Below are 19,866 nucleotides of genomic sequence, written 5' to 3' on the forward strand. Positions count from 1 at the left end.
CCTCATTGGTAACACCAGTCCCACGCGTGTGCACGGAGGCTCGCCGTCCAGCGCCCGCGGAGGTCAGGCCAGCAGCTCGTCGGCAGCCGTGTACGGGTCGAGCTCCCCGGTCGCGACCCGGGCCGCCAGCACGTCGAGCTCGGCACTGCCGGAGACCGCACCCCAGCGACGGCGCAGCTCGCCGAGAGCGATCTCCTCGACCTCCACCCGCGCCCGCTTGGTACGCCGCTTCGCCAGCTCGCCGGTCGACTCCAGGAACGCGCGGTGCTCGGCGATGGCCTCGACGACCTCGGCCACACCGGTGCCGTCCTGCGCGACCGTCTTCAGGATCGGCCGCTTCCAGACGGTGCCGGCAGGTCCTTCGAGGGTGGCGGAGAGGTTGAGCATGCCGCGCAGGTCGCGGCTGACCTGGGCCGCCCCGTCGCGGTCGGCCTTGTTGACGACGTAGAGGTCGCCGATCTCGAGGATGCCGGCCTTGGCCGCCTGGATGCCGTCGCCCATGCCCGGTGCGAGCAGCACGAGGGTCGTGTCGGCGAGCCCGGCGACCTCGACCTCGCTCTGGCCGACGCCGACGGTCTCGACGAGGATCGTGTCGAAGCCGGCTGCGTCGAGGACGCGGAGCGCCTGCGGCGTCGCCCACGACAGGCCGCCCAGGTGACCGCGCGAGGCCATCGAGCGGATGTAGACGTCCGGGTCCGTCGCGTGCTCGGACATGCGCACCCGGTCGCCGAGCAGCGCACCGCCGGAGAACGGCGACGAGGGGTCGACCGCGAGGACGGCGACCCGCTGCCCCTGCTTGCGCAGCTCGGTCACGAGCGCCGAGGTGGAGGTCGACTTGCCGACGCCGGGCGAACCGGTGAGACCGACGATGCGCGCGTTGCCGGTGTGCGGCGCGAGCGCCGCCATCACCTCGCGCAGCAGCGGCGAGGCCTCCTCGACGAGCGTGATCAGGCGGGCGACGGCCCGGGGCGAGCCGGCACGCGCCTGCTCGATGAGCTCGGGAACGGCAACGGCCGACCGACCCGAGGGTCGGCCGGCCGTTGCGGTGTTCAGGCTGTCGTTCACGCCTTGGCGTTGACGCGGACGATCATCGCGTCACCCTGGCCACCGCCACCACAGAGGGCAGCAGCACCGGTGCCGCCGCCGCGGCGCTTGAGCTCGTTGGCGAGGTGGAGCACGACGCGCGTGCCCGACATGCCGAGCGGGTGACCGATGGCGATGGCGCCACCGTTGACGTTGACGATGTCCTCGGAGAGGCCGAGCTGCTGGGCCGACGCCATGCCGACCGCGGCGAACGCCTCGTTGAACTCGACCAGGTCGAGGTCGGCGGCGGTGAGGCCGGCCTTCTCGAGGGCCTTGGCGGTGGACGACGCGGGCTGCAGCTGCAGCGTCGAGTCCGGGCCGGCGGTCTGGCCGACGGAGACGATCTCGGCGAGGTAGTCGAGGCCGAGCTCCTCGGCCTTGGCCTTGCTCATGACGACGACGGCGGCAGCACCGTCGGAGATCTGCGACGCGGTGCCGGCGGTGATGGTGCCGTCCTTGGCGACCGGGCGCAGGCCGGCGAGCGACTCGACGGTGGTGTCGCCACGGACGCCCTCGTCGGCGGAGACCACGATGTCGCCCTTGCGGGTCGAGATGGTGACCGGGACGATCTCGTCGTCGAAGATGCCGTTCTTCTGGGCGGCGGCCGCACGCTGGTGCGACTGGGCGGCGAACGCGTCCTGCTGCTCGCGGGTGAAGTTCTCCTTGGCCGCGTTGCAGGCGTCGGTCAGGTTGATCATCGCCTGGTTGGTGAAGACGTCGGTGAGGGCGTCGTGGACCATCGAGTCGATCAGCTTGGTGTCGCCGTACTTGAAGCCGTCACGCGACTTCGGGAGGACGTGCGGGGCGTTGGTCATGGACTCCATGCCACCGGCGACGACGATCTCGGCCTCGCCGGCGATGACCATCTGGGAAGCCTGGGCGATGGCGTTGAGGCCCGAGAGACACACCTTGTTGATGGTGATGGTCGGGACGCTCATCGGGATGCCGGCGCCCGTGGAGGCGACGCGGGCGGGGTTCTGACCGGCACCGGCCTGGATGACCTGGCCCATGATCACGTAGTCGACCTGCTCCGGCGAGACGCCGGCCTTCTCGAGCGCGCCCTTGATGGCGACCGAGCCGAGCTCAGCGGCCGAGAGCGACGAGAGGCCACCGAGAAGGCGACCGATCGGGGTGCGGGCACCCGCGACGATGACGGTTCCGGACATGAAAGTCCCTCCTGAAGCGAAAGCTGTGAATACAGCGAGCGTAGTCCTCGCCCCGGCCCCCTCGACAGGTGACTGGGATGTGGACCCCGTCACGGTGTCCGTGACAGGACGTCAAGGGACGGACGGCGCGGGGGCACTGGGGCAGGATGGCCCCATGACGATCGAGATTCCCGAGCACCTGTTCATCGCCATCGACCACGTCGGCATCGCCGTTCCGGACCTCGATGAGGCGATCGCCTTCTACACCGAGAAGTTCGGCATGAAGGTCGCCCACGAGGAGACCAACGAGGAGCAGGGCGTGCGCGAGGCCATGGTCGCCGTCGGTGACACCGGCTCCCACATCCAGCTCCTGGCGCCCCTCTCCCCCGACACCACCATCGGCAAGTTCCTCGCCAAGTCCGGCCCCGGCCTGCAGCAGCTCGCCTACCGCGTCACCGACATCGACGCCGTCTCCGCGATCCTGCGCGAGCGTGGCCTCCGCCTGCTCTACCCGGAGCCGAAGCGCGGCACGTCCGACTCGCGCGTCAACTTCATCCACCCCAAGGACGCCGGCGGCGTGCTGGTCGAGCTGGTCGAGCCGAACCCCGACGCGCACCACTGACCGGACAGGCGGAACCGCGCCGATCGGAGGGTGGGAGACCTGCCCGCCCGGACGGCGCGGACCGACCGCTGAACCACCCGCAAAACTGACCGCTTGAAGACTCCTTCATGCCGGTCTGAGACGTCGCGCACAGCCTCCCCCGTGAGGCCGTGCGCGCGCTTATGCTTCGGCCCAATCAACGCTGGCAACACCGCCGTACCTGAGAACACAGGGAGTCACCCCAGTGCAGAACATTCTCGACGCGATCCAGAACGAAGCTTCGGCTGAGGAGTTCGCGAACCTCGAGCTTCCCGAGTCCTACCGCGCTGTCACCGTCCACAAGGACGAGGTCGACATGTTCGAGGGCCAGAAGTCCCGCGACAAGGACCCGCGCAAGTCGCTGCACCTCGACGAGGTCGCGATGCCGGAGATCGGTCCGGGCGAGGCGATCGTCGCCGTCATGGCGTCCGCCATCAACTACAACACCGTGTGGACCTCGATCTTCGAGCCGGTCTCGACGTTCGGCTTCCTCGAGCGCTACGGCCGCGAGTCCGCGCTCGGCAAGCGCCACGACCTGCCGTACCACATCGTCGGCTCCGACCTCGCGGGCGTCGTCCTCGCCGTCGGCCCGGGCGTGACCAAGTGGAAGGCCGGCGACCGCGTCGTCGCGCACTGCCTCTCGGTCGAGCTCGAGGCCCCCGACGGCCACAACGACACGATGATGGACCCCTCGCAGCGCATCTGGGGCTTCGAGACCAACTTCGGCGGCCTCGCCGATGTCGCCATGGTCAAGGCCAACCAGCTCATGCCGAAGCCGGAGCACCTCACCTGGGAGGAGGCTGCGTCGCCGGGCCTGGTCAACTGCACCGCCTACCGCCAGCTCGTCTCCAAGAACGGTGGCGGCATGAAGCAGGGCGACAACGTCCTCATCTGGGGCGCCTCGGGCGGCCTCGGCGGCTTCGCGACGCAGTACGCCCTCAACGGTGGCGCCAACCCGGTCTGCGTCGTCTCCAACGAGGAGAAGGCCCAGATCGTCCGCAACATGGGTGCCGAGATGGTCATCAACCGCTCCGAGCTCGACCCCAAGTTCTGGAACGAGGAGGGCACGAAGCAGAACCCGAAGGAGTGGCAGCGCTTCGGCAAGGCCATCCGCGAGCTCACCGGCGGCGAGGACATCGACATCGTCTTCGAGCACCCGGGCCGCGAGACCTTCGGTGCCTCGGTCTACGTCACCCGCAAGGGCGGCACCATCACCACCTGCGCCTCGACCTCGGGCTACATGCACGAGTACGACAACCGCTACCTGTGGATGAACCTCAAGAAGATCGTCTCCTCGCACTTCGCCAACTACCGCGAGTCGTGGGAGGCCAACCGCCTCGTCGCGCAGGGCAAGATCCACCCGACCCTGTCCCGCGTCTACTCCCTCGAGGAGACCGGCCAGGCGGCGCTCGACGTGCACCACAACAAGCACCAGGGCAAGGTCGGCGTCCTCTGCCTCGCCCCGGAGGAGGGCCTCGGTGTGAAGAACGAGGAGCTCCGCGCGAAGCACATCGACAAGATCAACCTGTTCCGCGGCATCTGATCTCAGCCCCGCGCAGCACACAGGACGCCCCCGCCGGTCACGGCGGGGGCGTTCGTCGTGTTGGCGCCCCGTCCTCCCCATCCCACACGGTGCGTCGGCGTCCCTCGCCTTGTCCTGAACCGGCAGACTGTCCCCCATGAGCGACGACAGCCTCTCGATCTTCGGTCAGGACGCGGCCCCCAAGGCCGCCAGCTCGGGTGACACGGAGCGCACGCAGGTGATTCCTGTGGTGAAGGCCGCTCCGGCGCAGTCCGCTGCCCAGGCGCCGTCCGCACCTGCCGCCCCCGCAGCGCCCGCCGCTGCCCGCCCCGCCACGCTTCCCGCGCTTCCGGTCGTACGCCGCGGCTACGACGTCCCCGCGGTCGACAGCCTGCTGCGCCAGCTGGTCAGCGAGAAGGCCGGCCTGGGCAGCAGCCTCGGCGAGAGCGAGAAGCGCGTCATCGAGCTCGAGAAGCAGGTGAAGGAGCTCCAGGCCAAGCTCTCCGAGACCGAGGCCCCGACCTACGCCAGCCTGGGCGGCCGCGCCAACGAGCTGCTCCGCCTCGCCGAGGAGGAGGCCGACGACATCCGCAACGCCGCGGTCGCGGAGGCCGCCGAGATCCGCTCGCAGGCCACCAAGGACGCCAAGGCGATCCGTGCCGAGGCCACGCGCGAGGCCGAGGACATGCGCGTCGTGCAGCTCAAGGAGCTCGACGAGCAGCGCACCCGGATCCTCGCCGACGCCGAGCAGGAGCGCGCCCTCGCCCGCAGCGAAGCCGCCGACCACCGTGCCTCCGCGCAGCGCGAGGCCGACCAGCACCGCCTGGCCGCCCAGCAGGAGACCGCCGAGCTGCGCACCGCCGCGCAGCGCGAGGCCGAGAAGGCCCGCGCCGCCGCCGACCGCGAGGTGCAGGAGGCCCGTCGTACCCTCGCGGTGGAGAAGGAGCGCCTTGCCAAGGAGGCCGCCGACCACCACTCCAGCGCCCTCGCCGAGACCAACCGTCTGGTCAAGGAGGCCGAGGACCGCGCCACGGCCGCCGAGAAGCGTGCCGGCGAGGCGATCGCCCAGGCCAACGCCCAGCGCCAGCAGGCCCAGACCGAGTCCGACGCCCTCCTGGTCCGTGCGCGTCGCGAGGCCGAGCAGATCGTCGCCTCCGCCCGCTCGCAGGCCGAGAACCTCACCGCCTCCGGCCAGGCCGAGGCCGAGCGCGAGCTCACCGACGTCCGCAACGAGGTCGCGCGCCTCACCAAGCGTCGCGACGCGATCGTCGCCCAGCTGGCGCAGCTCCGCGACGTGGTCGCCGGCTTCGGCGAGGAGTGACGTGACGGCTCCCCAGAAGCCGGGTGGCGCGGCGCTCTCGCACAGCCCCTTCTACCTCGGCTTCGTCGGAGCCCTCGGAGCGCTCAGCGCGTTCTGGCTCGGCACGCAGGTGATGGCCATCGGCCACATCCTCGTGCTGATCGTCGTGTCGCTCTTCCTCGCTGCCGGTCTCAACCCGGCCGTGACCTGGATCCAGCGGCGTGAGGTCCGAGGACGGACCCTGCGGCGGCACTGGGCGCTGCTGATCGTGATCTCCGTGGTTATCGGGGTGCTGGCGCTCTTCCTGTCCGCGATCGTGCCCGTGATCGGTGACCAGGTCGCCCTGATCACGGCGCACGCTCCGGGCTGGCTGGACCAGCTGCAGCACAACGCCCAGGTCCAGAAGTGGAACGAGGAGTTCGGCCTCATCGAGCGCGCCAAGGAGTACATCCAGAACGGCGACCTCGGCAAGCAGCTCTTCGGCGGCGTCCTCGGCTTCGGCCTGGCCGTGCTCTCCGCGCTGGGCAACGCGTTCGTCGTCATCGTGCTGACGCTCTACTTCCTCGCCTCGATCGACACCACGAAGGCGGCCCTCTACGAGCTCGCCCCCGCGTCGCGGCGCGCGCGTGTCGCCGAGCTCGGCGACCGGATCTTCACGAGCGTCGGCGGCTACGTCTCCGGAGCCTTCGTCGTCGCTCTCTGCGCCGGCGTCAGCTCGCTGGTCTTCCTGGTCGTCATCGGCCTCGGCGAGTACGCCGTGGCGCTGGCGTTCACGGTCGCCCTGCTCGACGTCATCCCGATGATCGGCGCCACGATCGGCGCCGTGGTCGTCACCGCGATCGGCTTCGCCACCGACGTGCGGATCGGCATCGCCTGCGCGATCTTCTACCTCGTCTACCAGCAGGTCGAGAACTACGTGATCTACCCCAAGGTCATGAAGCGCTCGGTCAACGTACCGGGCTCGGTGACCGTCATCGCCGCCCTGATCGGCGCGGCCCTGCTCGGCGTCGTCGGCGCCATGCTCGCCATCCCCACGGCGGCGGCGATCCTGCTGCTGCTGCGCGAGGTCGTCATCAAGCGGCAGGACGCTGCCTGAGGCAGCCCGGGAAGCCCAGCACCCCGGCCGTCCGGTCAGGCAGCCACCGGAGGCGCCACGGGGGCCTCGCTGACCAGCGTCTCCCCCGCCGGCTCCCCGAGCTTGACCAGCACGACGCCGGCGAGGATGCCCAGACCGCCGAGCGCCTGCACCGGCGCGGGCGCCTCCCCGAGCAGCACCCACGCGACCGCGAGCGCCGCCACCACCTCGAGCAGCGCCGCGAACGACGACAGCCTCGACCCGAGCCGACGCCCCGCCTCGATGCCGCAGATGTAGGCGAAGGCGGTGGACACGATGCCGACCAGCAGGAGCGGCACCCACCAGGGCACCGCGAGGCCGCCGTACGACACCCAGGACGTCGCGGCACGGAGCTCGAGCAGGCCCAGGAGAGCTGCCAGGCTCAGCACGGTGCCGCCGACGACCATGCCGCCCGCAGCGAGGGCGAGCGGCGGCAGCGTGGCGGGGTGGGCGGACAGGACGAAGTAGACGGCGCAGCCGAGCATCGCGGCCAGGCCCCAGGCGATCCCGACGAGGCTCACGTCGGCGCCGGAGAACAAGTCAAGCACGAGGACGAGGCCGACGACCGCGAGGACCGCCCCGAGGGCGGTGAGCCGGCTCGGGCGCTGCCCGTGGCGGGCCCAGAGCCAGCCGAGGACCACGACCGGGGCGACGTACTCGATCAGCAGCGCGACGGCGACGTCCATGTGGGCCACCGAGCTGTAGTACGAGAACTGCGTGAACGCCACCACGATGCAGCCGTACGCCGCGACGAGGCGCGCGTTGTCCCGCAGCAGGTGCCAGCGGCCGCGCAGCGCGATCGCAGCCGGGACCGCGAGCACCGTGCTCGCGACGGCGATCCGGATGATCACGACGGCCGCCGGGCTCCAGCCGGCGTCGAGCAACGGGCTGGCGAGCGTGCCGGAGAAGCCGAAGGTGACGGCGGAGAGCAGCGCGAAGCCGAGGCCCGTCCGCATGTCATGAGTCATCCCCTGCATGACACATGACGGTAGGCGGCGCTTCGGTAGCCTGTCAAAGTGCTTTTCGCCCATGACACCGAGATGAACCTGAAGGCAGCCGTCGCGCTGGTCAACAGCCTCTTCTCGAGCCCGCGCGACACCGACCGGCTCTCGACGACGGACGACCTCGACGAGTTCTTCCGGGAGCACTCCTACAACTTCGCGCCGCGTGCGACCACGCAGCTGCTCGGCGAGATCCAGGAGCTCCGCGCTCCCCTGCGCGACCTGCTCACCTCCCCGCGCGACGCAGCCGCCGAGACGGTCAACGCCTGGCTCTCCGGCGCCGGAGCACTCCCCCAGCTGGTCCGCCACGACGCCCTCGACTGGCACGTGCACGCCGTCCCCACCGATGCCCACGTGCCGGTGCAGATCCGGGTCGAGACCGCGATGGCCCTCATCGACCTGATCCGCTCCGACGAGCTGAGCCGTCTCGCGGTCTGTGCCGACGACCAGTGCGAGGGGATCGTCCTGGACCTCTCCCGCAACCGGTCGCGCCGGTTCTGCTCCACGACCTGCGGCAACCGCGCGGCTGTCGCCGCCTACCGGGCGCGGCAGGCCTGAGCCGCGTCGGCGGTCAGCCGACGAAGCGCGTGAGCACCTCGCGGAAGACCTGGGGCTGCTCGGAGTGCACCCAGTGTCCCGCGCCCTTGATCATCACCTTGCGCACGCGCGGGAAGAGCGCCTCCATCGCCGGCGCGTACTCGTCCTTCACGTAGCCGGAGTCGGCCCCACCGACCCACAGCACCGGTCCGTCGTACGGCGGAAGGCCGGCGAGCTCCTCGGCGGGCCAGCCGGAGATGGTGCCGAGCTCCTCGCGGAGGAGCTCGAGGTTGGGCTGCCAGCTCCAGCCCTCCGGCGTACGCCGCAGGTTCTGCAGGAGGAAGGACCGCACCCCCGTGTCGGGTACGGCGTCGCGCAGCGCCGCGTCGGCCTGCTCCCGGGAGGCGTCGGAGGGCAGGTCCAGGGCGAGCATCGCGTCGATGTAGCCGCGGAAGCCCGAGCCGTTGCCGTACGCGACCGGCGCCATGTCCACAACCATCAGCCGCTCGACCAGCTCGGGACGCCGCAGCGTCAGCACCATGGCGGCCTTCGCCCCCATCGAGTGGCCCACCAGCGCGACCGGGTCGGACGGGTCCAGCAGCTCGGCGACCTGGTCGGCCATCCAGAGGTAGTCCATGCGGTCACTCCACGGCGAGCGCCCGTGGTTGGGCATGTCGACGAGCAGCACGCGGTGGCGCTCCGCGAGCGCCCGCGCATGCTGGGTCCAGTTGCGTCCCTGCCCGAAGAGCCCGTGGCAGAAGACGACCCGGCTGCCGGAATCGCCGTAGGAGGTCGTGTGGAGTGGCACGGGCTGCAGTCTCCCACCTGACGCGGCGCGGCTCCCGGGTCGGGGCCGTGGCGAGCGGTGGCTTGCGGAGTGCCCGGCAAGGCGGAGGAGGGAGGCGATGCGGAGCGTCGCCGACTGACCACAACGCAGTCCGGGCGCCCGCAGGGCACCGCGCAGCAGGTCCCGACCCGGGAGCCCTGCCGTAGTAGCGTCACCCCCATGCCCCGCCTCACCGTCACGCAGGTCGCCGACGGCGTGCACCTCGCGTCGACAGGACTGGTCAACTGGATCCTCGCGGAGGAGGACGGGCAGGTCACGCTCGTCGACGCCGGCTATCCGGGCGACGCCTGCCGCGTGCGTGAGTCGCTGGCCCACATCGGCAGGTCGCTCGACGACGTCGCCGCCGTGCTGGTCACCCACGCCCACGTCGACCACATCGGTGGCATCGGGTGGAGCGGCCTGACCGCACCCGTCTTCACGGGCGCCGACGAGGTGCCGCACGCGAAGCGGGAATTCCTCCAGCAGGCCACCGAGAAGGACGTGCTGCTCCGCGCCTGGAACCCGCGCGTCCTGCTCTGGTCGCTGCGCATCCTCGCCGTCGGAGCGACCCGCGACGTCGCGGTCTCCGAGGTCACCTCCCTCGTTCCCGGCACTCCCCTCGACCTCCCCGGCCGGCCGGTCGCCGTTCCGACGCCGGGGCACACGAGCGGCCACACGGCGTACCACTTCCCGGGGGCGGGTGCGGTCGCCACCGGTGACGCACTGGTCACCGGACACCCCGTCACCGGCGTACGCCGACCCCACCTGCTGCCGGGCTTCTTCAGCCACGCGCCGGACCGGGTGGGCCAGGGCCTCGACGCGCTGACCGCACTCGACGCGGACGCGGTGCTGCCCGGCCACGGCCCCCTGTGGCGCGGGCCGATCCGCGAGGCCGTGGAGACCGCCCGCGGCTGACGCCGTGCGCCCTGCGGAAATGGCACACGGCGCCGGCCCCGTGAGGGACCGACGCCGTGGCGCGGGACTGCGACTGGCTCAGGCCGAGTAGTCGTAGAAGCCCTTCTTGGTCTTGCGGCCGAGCTCGCCCGCCTCGACCTTGGCGACCAGGGTCGCGGCCGGCTCGAACTCCGGGGCCTCGGCGCCGAAGGTCTCGAAGAGCTCCTTCTCGATGGCGAGCGAGACGTCGTTGCCGACCAGGTCGAGCAGCGCGAACGGACCCATCGGGAAGCCGGTCTGCTCCTTGATCGCGGCGTCGATCTCCTCCATCGTGGCCTGGCCCGACTCGAGCAGCTTGACCGCGTCGTTGAGGTACGGGAAGAGCAGGCAGTTGACGATGAAGCCCGAACGGTCACCACAGGAGACCGCGACCTTCTTGATGTTCGCGCAGAGCGCCAGCACGGTCTCGGCGACGTCAGCGGAGGTGGCCTCGGTCGTGACGACCTCGACGAGCTTGAGGATCGTGGCCGGGTTGAAGAAGTGCATGCCGATGACCGACTCGGGGCGGCTCGTGGCCTCGCCCAGCTTGGTGATCGGCATCGACGAGGTCGTCGTCGCCAGGATCGCGCCCGGCTTGCAGATCCGGTCGAGGTCCTTGTAGAGCTCCGTCTTGATCGCGAGGTCCTCGGCGATGGCCTCGACGACGATGTCGACGTCGGCCAGGGCCTCACGCTCGGTCGAGCCCGACAGGCGGCCCAGCACGTCGGACTTCGCGTCCTCGGTCAGGCGGCCCTTCTCGACGAGCTTGGAGAGGCCCTTGTCGATGAAGGAGACGACGCCGTCGAGCTTGTCCTGGCCGCGGCCGACGTAGACGACGTCGTAGCCGGCCTGGGCGAAGACCTGGATCATGCCGGAGGCCATCGTGCCGGTGCCGACGACGCCGACCTTGTTGATCTCGATCTTGAACTCGGGGGCGCCGGCGTCGGACGAGCCCGCGGCCGGGGTGAAGATGCCGCGCTCCTGCGCGACCGTCATCGGGCCCTTCGGGTAGCCGCAGCCGTAGATCATGCCGTTGTCGATGTCGACGGCCGAGGCGTAGCCGGACTCGAACATGCGGATGGCGTGGTTGAGGTACGGCAGGATCAGCGCGTCGGCGATCTGCTCGTTGGTCAGGTCGGTCATGCGCGCGATCCTGCCACGCTCCGTGTGCGGCGCGAGGCGGCTTCCGGTGCGTGGTCGGTCACTGCACGGCCGCGCAGACGACCCATCCAGCGAAGTTGTAGTCCGCGGTGGCGTTGCCGTTGAGGTTGGTCAACCGGGCGGAGACGATCCACCCCTCACCACCCAGGCTGTAGTAGTGGTTCTGATCCACGGTCACCACGCGCGAGCCCGTCGACATGTCGTAGCCCCCGGAGAGCGGCTTCTTCCCAGCGGGGCAGTACATGATCACTTCCTTGTTGAAGTCGCTCACGCTCCCTGCATAGGGCTGCCGGATGACCTCCCAGCCGCTGACACCGTTCGTTCCCGGAGCACCCTGGGGCCCCGCAGGACCCGTCGCACCCGTGAAGCCTCGCGGTCCGGTCAGGCCCGTGGGCCCTTCCGGGCCGGTCGGTCCTTCCGGCCCGATCGGACCTGCCGGCCCCGTCGGGCCCGCTGGTCCCGTCGGGCCTTCCGGCCCGGCAGGGCCCACCTGTCCCCTCAACGCCGCTTCCGTCAGGTCGCTGATGTCGGATCGCGTGATCGTCCCATCGCGGACATCGCGACCAAGCAAGGCACCGTCGGCGACGTCGACGGACTGGATCGTGCCGTCCTTGATGTTGGCGGACGTGACGACGATGGCGGCGTAGGCGGTGCCGCTCAGCGAGAGGACGAGTGCCGCCGTGGCGGCGACGTTGGCGTAGGTGGCCCGGAGCTTCATGGACCCATGGTGATTGGAAATCCGGCAATCCGGGCGGACGGGTCAGCGGGCGGACGGCGAGCCCGCCTCGGGTAGATTCACCGCCCGTGAGGATCGTCGTAGCCCGCTGCCAGGTCGACTACGCAGGGCGCCTGTCGGCCCACCTGCCGATGGCCACCCGTGTGCTGATGCTGAAGTCCGACGGATCGGTGCTGGTGCACAGCGACGGCGGCTCCTACAAGCCGCTCAACTGGATGAGCCCGCCCTGCTCGGTCCGCGAAGGCGCCACGGACGACGGCCAGATCGAGTGGGTGGTGACTTCCAGGGCCCCGTCCAAGGGCCAGCCCGACACCCTCCGGATCCTTCTCGAGGAGATCCACCACGACTCCTCCCACGACCTCGGCATCGACCCCGGCCTGCAGAAGGACGGCGTCGAGAAGCACCTGCAGGAGCTCCTCGCCGAGCACCCCTCGACACTGGCCGACGGCCTCACTTTGGTACGCCGGGAGTACCCCACCGCGATCGGGCCGGTCGACCTGATGTGCCGCGACGCGGGCGGCCAGTCCGTGGCCGTCGAGATCAAGCGCCGCGGCGAGATCGACGGCGTCGAGCAGCTCACCCGCTACCTCGAGCTCCTCAACCGCGATCCCCTGCTGACCGCCAAGGGCGGTGTCCGCGGCATCTTCGCGGCACAGGAGATCAAGCCGCAGGCGCGCGTCCTCGCGGAGGACCGTGGCATCCAGTGCGCGGTCGTCGACTACAACGCGCTCCGTGGCCTCGACGACCCCACCGACCGGCTCTTCTGATGCAGGTCTTCCATATCGCCGAGCGTGCGCGCTGGCGGGCGGCCAAGGTCGCCGGCGCCTACGCGTGGTCGACGCGCGACCGCACGCTCGAGCAGGAGGGCTTCATCCACTGCTCCCGCGAGGACCAGTGGGAGGGCATCCGCGACCTGGTCTACAAGGACGTGCGCGAACCGCTCGTCCTGCTCGTGATCGACACCGACAGGCTCACCTCCCCCTGGCGTGAGGACCCGGTCGGCGACGACACCTACCCCCACATCTATGGTCCGCTGAACCCGTCGGCCGTCGTCGAGGAGCGTCCGCTCGTCGTGACGGACCCGCCCACCGGGTCGTTCTTCCGGGCGTTCGTCGGCGACGTGCTCGTGCGCATGATCGCCGCGGTGCTGGTCATGCTCGCTGCCCTGGTCGTCCACGCACTGGTGGCCCCGGCGGCAGGTAACGGCGTCGCCCTCGCCGCCATGGGCGCGACGATCGTGGTCGGCACCCTCGTGGCGATCGGCGTCTACCGCCGCCTCGGCTAGGACTGCGCCAGGGTCAGGCGCCGGCGGCGCGCGGCGCGGTCGGGTCGGCGCCCTCGCCGCCCTGCTCGCGCGCGACGAAGTCCTCGAGGTTGTGGACGGAGTCGCGGTTGCGCTCGGCGATCGTGAGCAGGGCGCCGATGGTGGCCTGCTCCTCGACCTGCTCCTTGATGAACCAGCCCATGAACTGCTCCGAGGCGAAGTCGACCTCCTCACGCGCGATCCGCGTGAGCTCGTTGATCTGGGCCGTGACGCGCTTCTCCTGGTCCAGGGCGAGCGCCAGCGGGGCCACGATGTCGGCGAAGTCCGAGGTCGTGCCGGGCAGCGCGGGGATGGTCACCTCGGCGTCGGCGTCGAGCAGGTACTGCACCATCATCATCGCGTGCTCGCGCTCCTCGAGCGCCTGCGCGTAGAAGAACGCGGCCATCTGCGGCATCGTCTGGGCGTCGTACCAGATGGCGCAGGCGAGGTACTGGTTGTGCGCGGCGAGCTCGTTGCCGATCTGGGCGTTGAGCTGCTCGACGAAGCGCTGGGCGGCCATGCTGGTGCTCCTCGGGGGTACGACGTGGTCCGGCAAACCTAGCGACTTGCCGGGGACATGCAACGAAGGCAGGCCTGCCTTCCCTGCGGCGTCAGGCGACGCGGCGCAGGGCCTTCTTGGAGACCTTCTTGCCGTCGGCACCGACGAGCTTGCGGTGCTTGACCGTCATGCCCTCGGGCAGCGTGCCCTGCTTGAGCATGAGGATGGGGCAGCGCGTACAGCGCTCCTTGCTCCCGCAGCACTCGGTCTTGGGCAGCAGCGACTTCGGCGCGCAGACGGTCTCGACCTCGACGGGGCCCGGCCCCTTCTCCAGCGGTACGACGCTCGTGCCGGCGCCTGTTACGGCACCCAGCTCCGACCGCAGCTCGGCGAGCTCCCGGCGGACGCGCTTCAGCTCCGCACGGAGCTGCCTGAGCTCCTTGTGCGTCTGCTTCGTGCGCTTCTTGGCCATGCAGGAACGGTAACACCGACTTAGGCAAGCCTCACCTGAATCGTGGCGTGCTTCACAGTCACGCGCCGCTCCCCCGGGTCAGTCGCGCACCCAGGCGTAGAGCCGCTCCGGGCGGCCCGCGGCGCCGTACTTGAGCGTGACCTCGACCCAGCCCATGCCGACGAGGTGCTCGAGGTAGCGGCGGGCACTGACCCGCGAGAGCCCGGCGCGGTCCGCCAGCTCGGTGGCGGACTCGGCAGCGTCCTGGGAGCGCAGGGTGGCCACGACCAATCGCATCGTCGGCTCGGACAGTCCCTTGGGGAGGCCACGCAGCGGGGTCGGCGTGCGCACCGCTCCGAAGACCCGGTCGATCTCCGCCTGGGCCAGGGTCGCGTCGCTCGCGAGCTGCTGCCGGGCAGCAGCCACCTGGCGCAGGCGATCGGAGAGGTCGGCCAGGGCGAACGGCTTGACGAGGTAGTGGACCGCACCGAGCCGGAGCGCCCTGCTGACGGTCTCGGTGTCCCGGGCGGCGGTGATCATCACGACGTCGGCCTGGGGCGCACCACCGGCGCGCAGCTCCTCCAGCACCTGCACCCCCGACAGGTCGGGGAGGTAGACGTCGAGCAGCACGATGTCCGGGTGCAGGCGCGACGCCGCGTCGAGGGCATCGCGTCCGGTCTGGGCGACACCGGCCACCACGAAGCCGGCCAGCGACCCGACGAGCTCGGCGTGCAGCCGGGCCACCATGAAGTCGTCGTCGACGACCAGGACCCGTACGTCGCTCATCGTGCCGCCTCGTCCGTGTACAGCTCCGCCCGGAGCACCGCGCCTTCGCGCTGCCCGACCGTCACCGACCCGCCGTGGCGACGGCACGCCATCCGGGTCAGGGCGAGCCCGAACCCGTGCAGCGCCGCATCGCTCCCGTGCTTGGTCGTCCACCCGAGCTCGAAGACCCGGGCGAGGTCCTCCGCAGCGATGCCGCCGCCCGTGTCGGCGACCTCGACCACGATCCTTCCCGCCGACTCGGCGAGCTCGACCTGGACCCGCCCTCCGGGGCTGACGGCGTCGAAGGCGTTGTCGACCAGGTTGCCCACGACCGTGACGAGGTCGGCCGACAGCGCGGCGTCGTGCACACCGAGGTGGCTCTCCGGCGTGAGCAGGAAGTCGATGCCCAGCTCGTCGGCCCGGCTCGCCTTGGCCACGAGCAGCGAGGCGACGGCCGGGTCGTCGACCTGTGCCGAGACCTGACCGACGCGCCCGTCGAGATCGCTCATCACCGCGTGGACGAACTCGCTGACGCGGTCCATGCGCCCGAGCTCCGCCATGCCCGCGATCGCATGCAGCCGGTTGCGGAACTCGTGCACCTGCGCGCGCAGCGTGTCGGTGCCCGCCTGGGCCGCCGCGAGCTCCTGCTCCAGCGCGAGCAGCTCGGTGCGGTCGCGCATGGTCGTGACCCAGCCGGTCCGGCGCGCCCGGATCCGTACGGGCTGGGTGTTGAGCACGAGCAGGCGTCCGCCCACGGCGACGACGACATCGCGGCCCGCTGCCTCGCCGCGCAGCGCTGCACGGACCTCCGGACCGACCTCGAGCTCGTCGACGCGTCGCCCGCGGGACGGGCCGGGCAGCTCGAGCAGGGCGACGGCCTCGTCGTTGGCGAAGGCGACGCGCCCCGTCCCGTCGACGCCGAGCACCCCCTCCCGGACGCCGTGCAACATCGCCTCCCGCTGCTCCACCAGCGCGGTGATCTCGCCCGGCTCGAGGCCGAGCGTCTGCCGCTTGACGCGTCGCGCGATCAGCAACGAGCCGCCCACACCGATCGCGCCGGCGATCGCGAAGTAGAGCAGTGCGTTCGGGATCGCCGCGCGCAGCACCTCGAGCCTCGAGGGGTAGTTGCGGCCGATCGTCAGGTAGCCGATGACGTCACCCGGCGCGATCCCGAGCTGCTCGAAGCTGCCGTCCGCGAAGACCGCCACCTGCGCTTCGACCGACTTCTGGCCGAACCGCTCGGTGGTCCCCGTCCAGCCCGCGCCGCGCCGCGTGGCGGCGGCGAGGTCGAGCGGGTCCCCCTTGCCCAGCGGCGGGAGCGCGGTGAGCACGTCGTCGTCGACGGCCACCAGCATGATGTACGACGCGCCGGCAGCCGCACGGACCCTCTCGAGCCGCTCCGGGAGACTCTCGCGCAACCGCGCGCTCTCGTCCGCCTCGGTCGCGGGGTCGTCGAGGACGAGCGCGCCACGCACGACGCCCTCGGTGGCAGTCGCCTCGGCGGTGGCCAGCAGCCGCCGGGTCTCGTGGCGGCGGAACGACTGGTCCGCCTGGACCGTGGAGACCCACCCGACGACGCCGACCACCAGCACGACCATCAGCATCTGCAGCAGCAGCAGCTGACGCGCGAGCGACAGGCGCGCGAGTGAGAGGCGGGTCACAGGTGCGAGTCTGCAACATGGACGACACGCGCTGCGACGGATGACGCATGACCACAAAGACCGAAACGATCTCGACGACCACAACGACGACAGCGCTGTGTGACGAGCACCACTCTGGCGGAGCGAAAGGAGACATCCCATGTCGAAGCAGAAGCTCACCAAGGTGGCCAGCGCCGCCGTCACGACCGTCGCCATCCTGGGCCTCACCGCCTGCGGTGGGGGCGGCAACACAGCCGTCCGGATCATGGTCCCCAACTCCCCCGGCGGCGGTTACGACACCACCGCTCGGGTCGCGGCCAAGATCATCGAGGACGAGAAGATCAACAACGACGTCGAGGTCTACAACCTCGAGGGTGCCGGCGGCACGACCGGCCTGGCGAAGCTCGTCTCCCAGAAGGGCAAGACCGGCGAGCTGATGCTCATGGGCCTGGGCGTCGTCGGCGCCACCTTCACGCAGAAGTCGGACAAGACGCTCGCCGACACCACGCCGATCGCGCGCCTGATCAGCGAGCCCGACACCATCGTCGTTCCGGCCGACTCGCCCTACGACACCGTCGCAGAGCTCAAGGCGGCCTGGGCCAAGAGCCCGGGCGACTTCCCCGTCGGCGGCGGCTCCTCGCCCGGCGGCCCGGACCACCTCGCCGCGCACCTCACGGCCGAGGCGCTCGGCATCGAGCCCAAGGACGTCAACTACGTCGTGTACGACGGCGGCGGCCCGCTGCTCAACGGCCTCCTCAGCGGTGAGGTCAAGGCCGGGTTCTCCGGCGTCGGCGAGTACAAGGACCAGATCGAGGGCGGCCAGCTCAAGGTCCTCGCGGTCACGAGCGGCGACCGCGTCCCCGGCTTCAAGGCTCCGACCCTCAAGGAGCAGGGCGTCGACCTCGAGTTCATCAACTGGCGCGGCCTCGTCGCTCCTCCGTCGATCCCCAAGGCCGAGGTCACCCGTCTCATCGAGATGACCGACGAGCTGCACGACACCAAGGCCTGGAAGGACGCCGAGGAGGAGAGCGGGTGGACCGACTCCTACCTCACCGGCAAGGACTTCGGTGACTACATCGACGAGCAGAACCAGCAGGTCGAGGACCTGCTCGACGAGCTGGGTCTCGTCTGATGTCTGCCTCTCCTGAGGCCGCAGAGGCCCAGGGCAAGCGGGCCGGCCGCTCCGAGTACGGAGTGGTCGGCCTGCTGGCCGGCCTCGGCGTCCTGGTGCTCGTCGAGACCCAGTCGATCAGCGAGTCGATGGCGTCGGCCCGGACCCTGGGCCCGCGCGTCGCGCCGTACTTCATCGGTGGCCTGCTGCTCGCCACCGCCGCCCTGCTCCTCGTCGACCTGCTCCGCGGTGGCCACGGCTACCAGGAGGAGGGCGAGGACGTCGACCTGAGCCACGGCACCGACTGGAAGACCCTCGCTGCGCTCGCCGTGCTGATCGCCGGCTGCGGCCAGCTGATCCCGCACATCGGTCTCCCGTTCGCGGGCAGCATCCTCTTCTTCGGGATCATCCGCCTGCTCGGTGGCCACAGGCTGTGGCTCGACGTCGCCGTCAGCCTCGTCGTGCCGTGGCTCGCCTACCTGCTCTTCACACAGGCCCTCGGCCTGTACCTCCCGGGAGGGATCTTCTGATGGACTCCTTCAGCCAGCTGCTCGACGGCTTCGCCGCCGCAGCCACCCCCGCCAACCTCCTGTGGGCACTGATCGGCGTCACCCTCGGCACCTTCGTCGGCGTCCTGCCGGGCATCGGGCCGGCCATGGCGCTGGCCCTGCTGCTGCCACTGACCTACTCGCTCGACGCATCGGGCGCGCTGATCCTCTTCGCCGGCATCTACTACGGCGGGATGTACGGCGGCTCGACGACCTCGATCCTGCTCAACGCGCCCGGTGAGAGCTCGTCGGTGATGACCGCCGTCGAGGGCAACCTGATGGCGAAGGCCGGCCGCGCCTCCCAGGCGCTGGCGACCGCCGCCATCGGCTCGTTCGTCGCCGGCACGATCGCGACGCTGCTGCTCATCTTCACCGCGCCCGTCGTCGCGCACTTCGCCGCCGGCCTGAAGTCGCAGGACTACTTCGCTATCACGCTGCTGTCCTTCTTCGCGGTCTCGACCGTTCTCGGCGGATCCCCGATCCGTGGCATCGCGTCGCTCGCGCTCGGCCTGATGATCGGCCTGATCGGCATCGACAGCGTGACGGGTCAGCAGCGCCTCACGTTCGGCGTCGACTCGCTCGCCACCGGCATCGACACCGTCGTCATCGCCGTGGCCCTCTTCGCGGTCGGCGAGGCGCTCTGGATCGCTGCGCACCTGCGGCACAGCCCGCCGGACATCATCCCGACGGGCAGCGCCTGGATGTCGAAGTCGGACTGGAAGCGTTCGTGGCCGGCCTGGCTGCGCGGCACCGCGCTCGGCTTCCCGTTCGGCGCGATCCCCGCTGGTGGCGCCGAGATCCCGACCTTCCTGTCGTACGCGGCGGAGAAGAAGCTGACCAAGCACCCCGAGGAGTTCGGCCACGGCGCGATCGAAGGTGTCGCGGGTCCTGAGGCCGCCAACAACGCCTCGGCTGCGGGCACCATGGTCACGCTGCTGTCGCTCGGCATCCCGACCACCGCGACGGCTGCCGTCATGCTGGAGGCGTTCAAGCGCTACAACATCCAGCCCGGGCCGCTCCTGTTCGAGAACAGCGGGCCGATCGTGTGGGCACTGCTGGCCAGCCTGCTCATCGCGAACCTCCTGCTCCTGGTCCTGAACCTGCCGCTCGCACCCGTCTGGGCGAAGCTCCTGCAGCTGCCCCGCCCGTACCTGTACGCCGGCATCCTGTTCTTCTCGATCCTGGGCAGCTACAGCGTCAACGCCAACCCGACCGACATCCTGATCCTGGTGATCCTGGGACTGCTCGGCTTCACCATGCGGCGCTACGGCCTCCCCGTCGTGCCGGCGATCATCGGCGTCATCCTCGGCCCCGTGTCGGAGGGCAAGCTGCGGCAGGCGCTCCAGGTCAGCAACGGCGACTGGTCCACGCTCTGGGGCACGGCGTTCTCCATCGGTGCGTACACGCTCCTGGCCGGGCTGCTCGGCTGGACCCTGTTCAAGGTCCTGCGCAACCACGACCAGCCCGCGCCGGACGCGCACCTGCCGCACGGGTGAGCGTCTCCTGCAACGCGAACGGCCCCCGGGGAGAACCCGGGGGCCGTTCGGCGTA

The 19,866-nt window shown here is 70.6% G+C and carries 21 protein-coding genes; 11 read left to right on the top strand and 10 right to left on the bottom strand.

Annotated elements, in window-relative coordinates:
* Window positions 1-63: 63 nt before the first annotated feature.
* Entirely contained in the window at window positions 64-1,065 is a 1,002-nt protein-coding gene (gene meaB / locus Q5722_RS02795; protein ID WP_305026692.1) for a methylmalonyl Co-A mutase-associated GTPase MeaB, read from the bottom strand.
* Window positions 1,062-2,249: an acetyl-CoA C-acetyltransferase gene (locus tag Q5722_RS02800; protein ID WP_305026693.1), complete on the bottom strand. Its 1,188-nt coding sequence runs from the start codon at window positions 2,247-2,249 to the stop codon at window positions 1,062-1,064. The genes meaB and Q5722_RS02800 overlap by 4 nt, the downstream gene beginning before the upstream one ends.
* 154 nt (window positions 2,250-2,403) lie before the next feature.
* Here Q5722_RS02800 and mce point away from each other — a divergent pair, with 154 nt between their 5' ends.
* From mce to Q5722_RS02820, 4 genes are all read left to right on the top strand, one after another.
* On the top strand, window positions 2,404-2,850 hold the full coding sequence (gene mce / locus Q5722_RS02805; RefSeq protein WP_305026694.1) for a methylmalonyl-CoA epimerase: 447 nt from the start codon (window positions 2,404-2,406) through the stop codon (window positions 2,848-2,850).
* A 223-nt stretch (window positions 2,851-3,073) separates the two neighbouring features.
* Entirely contained in the window at window positions 3,074-4,411 is a 1,338-nt protein-coding gene (gene ccrA, locus Q5722_RS02810) for a crotonyl-CoA carboxylase/reductase (protein ID WP_305026695.1), read from the top strand.
* A gap of 136 nt (window positions 4,412-4,547) precedes the next feature.
* Window positions 4,548-5,711: a coiled-coil domain-containing protein gene (locus Q5722_RS02815; RefSeq protein WP_305026696.1), complete on the top strand. Its 1,164-nt coding sequence runs from the start codon at window positions 4,548-4,550 to the stop codon at window positions 5,709-5,711.
* Between the two features lies 1 nt (window position 5,712).
* On the top strand, window positions 5,713-6,786 hold the full coding sequence (locus Q5722_RS02820; RefSeq protein WP_305026697.1) for an AI-2E family transporter: 1,074 nt from the start codon (window positions 5,713-5,715) through the stop codon (window positions 6,784-6,786).
* Between the two features lie 35 nt (window positions 6,787-6,821).
* On the opposite strand, the gene Q5722_RS02825 is transcribed toward Q5722_RS02820, so the two are convergent.
* Window positions 6,822-7,781 (bottom strand): EamA family transporter, encoded by a 960-nt coding sequence (locus Q5722_RS02825; protein WP_305026698.1) that lies wholly within the window; start codon window positions 7,779-7,781, stop codon window positions 6,822-6,824.
* A gap of 39 nt (window positions 7,782-7,820) precedes the next feature.
* Here Q5722_RS02825 and Q5722_RS02830 point away from each other — a divergent pair, with 39 nt between their 5' ends.
* The gene (locus Q5722_RS02830) at window positions 7,821-8,363 is read left to right on the top strand and encodes a CGNR zinc finger domain-containing protein (protein ID WP_305026699.1); all 543 of its coding nucleotides are present in this window, start codon (window positions 7,821-7,823) and stop codon (window positions 8,361-8,363) included.
* A gap of 13 nt (window positions 8,364-8,376) precedes the next feature.
* Here the strand turns inward: Q5722_RS02830 and Q5722_RS02835 are convergent, their stop codons facing one another.
* Complete coding sequence (locus tag Q5722_RS02835) at window positions 8,377-9,150, bottom strand: alpha/beta fold hydrolase (RefSeq protein ID WP_305026700.1); 774 nt, start codon at window positions 9,148-9,150, stop codon at window positions 8,377-8,379.
* 198 nt (window positions 9,151-9,348) lie between these two features.
* Here Q5722_RS02835 and Q5722_RS02840 point away from each other — a divergent pair, with 198 nt between their 5' ends.
* Window positions 9,349-10,083, top strand: a complete 735-nt coding sequence (locus Q5722_RS02840) for an MBL fold metallo-hydrolase (RefSeq protein ID WP_305026701.1) — start codon at window positions 9,349-9,351, stop codon at window positions 10,081-10,083.
* A gap of 78 nt (window positions 10,084-10,161) precedes the next feature.
* Here the strand turns inward: Q5722_RS02840 and Q5722_RS02845 are convergent, their stop codons facing one another.
* Complete coding sequence (locus Q5722_RS02845; protein WP_305026702.1) at window positions 10,162-11,244, bottom strand: 3-hydroxyacyl-CoA dehydrogenase family protein; 1,083 nt, start codon at window positions 11,242-11,244, stop codon at window positions 10,162-10,164.
* 58 nt (window positions 11,245-11,302) lie between these two features.
* The gene (locus tag Q5722_RS02850; RefSeq protein ID WP_305026703.1) at window positions 11,303-11,980 is read right to left on the bottom strand and encodes a hypothetical protein; all 678 of its coding nucleotides are present in this window, start codon (window positions 11,978-11,980) and stop codon (window positions 11,303-11,305) included.
* An 86-nt stretch (window positions 11,981-12,066) separates the two neighbouring features.
* Between Q5722_RS02850 and nucS the strand changes: the two genes are divergently transcribed.
* Window positions 12,067-12,765, top strand: coding sequence for an endonuclease NucS (gene nucS, locus Q5722_RS02855; protein WP_305026704.1), 699 nt, complete (start codon window positions 12,067-12,069; stop codon window positions 12,763-12,765).
* Window positions 12,765-13,283: a DUF952 domain-containing protein gene (locus tag Q5722_RS02860; protein WP_305026705.1), complete on the top strand. Its 519-nt coding sequence runs from the start codon at window positions 12,765-12,767 to the stop codon at window positions 13,281-13,283. Before nucS ends, Q5722_RS02860 begins: the two co-directional genes overlap by 1 nt.
* 13 nt (window positions 13,284-13,296) lie before the next feature.
* On the opposite strand, the gene Q5722_RS02865 is transcribed toward Q5722_RS02860, so the two are convergent.
* From Q5722_RS02865 to Q5722_RS02880, 4 genes are all read right to left on the bottom strand, one after another.
* Complete coding sequence (locus Q5722_RS02865; RefSeq protein WP_305026706.1) at window positions 13,297-13,821, bottom strand: ferritin; 525 nt, start codon at window positions 13,819-13,821, stop codon at window positions 13,297-13,299.
* Between the two features lie 91 nt (window positions 13,822-13,912).
* Window positions 13,913-14,272, bottom strand: coding sequence for a hypothetical protein (locus Q5722_RS02870; protein ID WP_305026707.1), 360 nt, complete (start codon window positions 14,270-14,272; stop codon window positions 13,913-13,915).
* 78 nt (window positions 14,273-14,350) lie between these two features.
* Window positions 14,351-15,037: a response regulator gene (locus Q5722_RS02875; protein ID WP_305026708.1), complete on the bottom strand. Its 687-nt coding sequence runs from the start codon at window positions 15,035-15,037 to the stop codon at window positions 14,351-14,353.
* The gene (locus Q5722_RS02880; protein WP_305026709.1) at window positions 15,034-16,677 is read right to left on the bottom strand and encodes a sensor histidine kinase; all 1,644 of its coding nucleotides are present in this window, start codon (window positions 16,675-16,677) and stop codon (window positions 15,034-15,036) included. The genes Q5722_RS02875 and Q5722_RS02880 overlap by 4 nt, the downstream gene beginning before the upstream one ends.
* A 139-nt stretch (window positions 16,678-16,816) precedes the next feature.
* Here Q5722_RS02880 and Q5722_RS02885 point away from each other — a divergent pair, with 139 nt between their 5' ends.
* Genes Q5722_RS02885 through Q5722_RS02895 form a run of 3 tightly spaced genes read left to right on the top strand, consistent with a single transcriptional unit; the run spans window position 16,817 to window position 19,811 of the window.
* Complete coding sequence (locus tag Q5722_RS02885; protein WP_305026710.1) at window positions 16,817-17,788, top strand: Bug family tripartite tricarboxylate transporter substrate binding protein; 972 nt, start codon at window positions 16,817-16,819, stop codon at window positions 17,786-17,788.
* Window positions 17,788-18,297, top strand: a complete 510-nt coding sequence (locus Q5722_RS02890) for a tripartite tricarboxylate transporter TctB family protein (protein WP_305026711.1) — start codon at window positions 17,788-17,790, stop codon at window positions 18,295-18,297. Before Q5722_RS02885 ends, Q5722_RS02890 begins: the two co-directional genes overlap by 1 nt.
* On the top strand, window positions 18,297-19,811 hold the full coding sequence (locus Q5722_RS02895; protein ID WP_305026712.1) for a tripartite tricarboxylate transporter permease: 1,515 nt from the start codon (window positions 18,297-18,299) through the stop codon (window positions 19,809-19,811). Before Q5722_RS02890 ends, Q5722_RS02895 begins: the two co-directional genes overlap by 1 nt.
* The last annotated feature ends 55 nt before the right edge of the window (window positions 19,812-19,866 follow it).

Origin of the sequence: Nocardioides jiangxiensis, assembly GCF_030580915.1 — a bacterium.
In the GTDB taxonomy this organism is placed as follows: Bacteria; Actinomycetota; Actinomycetes; order Propionibacteriales; family Nocardioidaceae; genus Nocardioides; species Nocardioides jiangxiensis.

Coding starts and splice junctions, on each gene's coding strand:
- Q5722_RS02800 (WP_305026693.1), bottom strand. CDS start 2,249: ATGTCCGGAACCGTCATCGTCGCGGGTGCCCGCACCCCGATCGGTCGC.
- Q5722_RS02895 (WP_305026712.1), top strand. CDS start 18,297: ATGGACTCCTTCAGCCAGCTGCTCGACGGCTTCGCCGCCGCAGCCACC.
- Q5722_RS02860 (WP_305026705.1), top strand. CDS start 12,765: ATGCAGGTCTTCCATATCGCCGAGCGTGCGCGCTGGCGGGCGGCCAAG.
- mce (WP_305026694.1), top strand. CDS start 2,404: ATGACGATCGAGATTCCCGAGCACCTGTTCATCGCCATCGACCACGTC.
- Q5722_RS02870 (WP_305026707.1), bottom strand. CDS start 14,272: ATGGCCAAGAAGCGCACGAAGCAGACGCACAAGGAGCTCAGGCAGCTC.
- Q5722_RS02845 (WP_305026702.1), bottom strand. CDS start 11,244: ATGACCGACCTGACCAACGAGCAGATCGCCGACGCGCTGATCCTGCCG.
- Q5722_RS02885 (WP_305026710.1), top strand. CDS start 16,817: ATGTCGAAGCAGAAGCTCACCAAGGTGGCCAGCGCCGCCGTCACGACC.
- Q5722_RS02815 (WP_305026696.1), top strand. CDS start 4,548: ATGAGCGACGACAGCCTCTCGATCTTCGGTCAGGACGCGGCCCCCAAG.
- Q5722_RS02875 (WP_305026708.1), bottom strand. CDS start 15,037: ATGAGCGACGTACGGGTCCTGGTCGTCGACGACGACTTCATGGTGGCC.
- Q5722_RS02840 (WP_305026701.1), top strand. CDS start 9,349: ATGCCCCGCCTCACCGTCACGCAGGTCGCCGACGGCGTGCACCTCGCG.
- Q5722_RS02890 (WP_305026711.1), top strand. CDS start 17,788: ATGTCTGCCTCTCCTGAGGCCGCAGAGGCCCAGGGCAAGCGGGCCGGC.
- Q5722_RS02850 (WP_305026703.1), bottom strand. CDS start 11,980: ATGAAGCTCCGGGCCACCTACGCCAACGTCGCCGCCACGGCGGCACTC.
- Q5722_RS02865 (WP_305026706.1), bottom strand. CDS start 13,821: ATGGCCGCCCAGCGCTTCGTCGAGCAGCTCAACGCCCAGATCGGCAAC.
- Q5722_RS02825 (WP_305026698.1), bottom strand. CDS start 7,781: ATGCAGGGGATGACTCATGACATGCGGACGGGCCTCGGCTTCGCGCTG.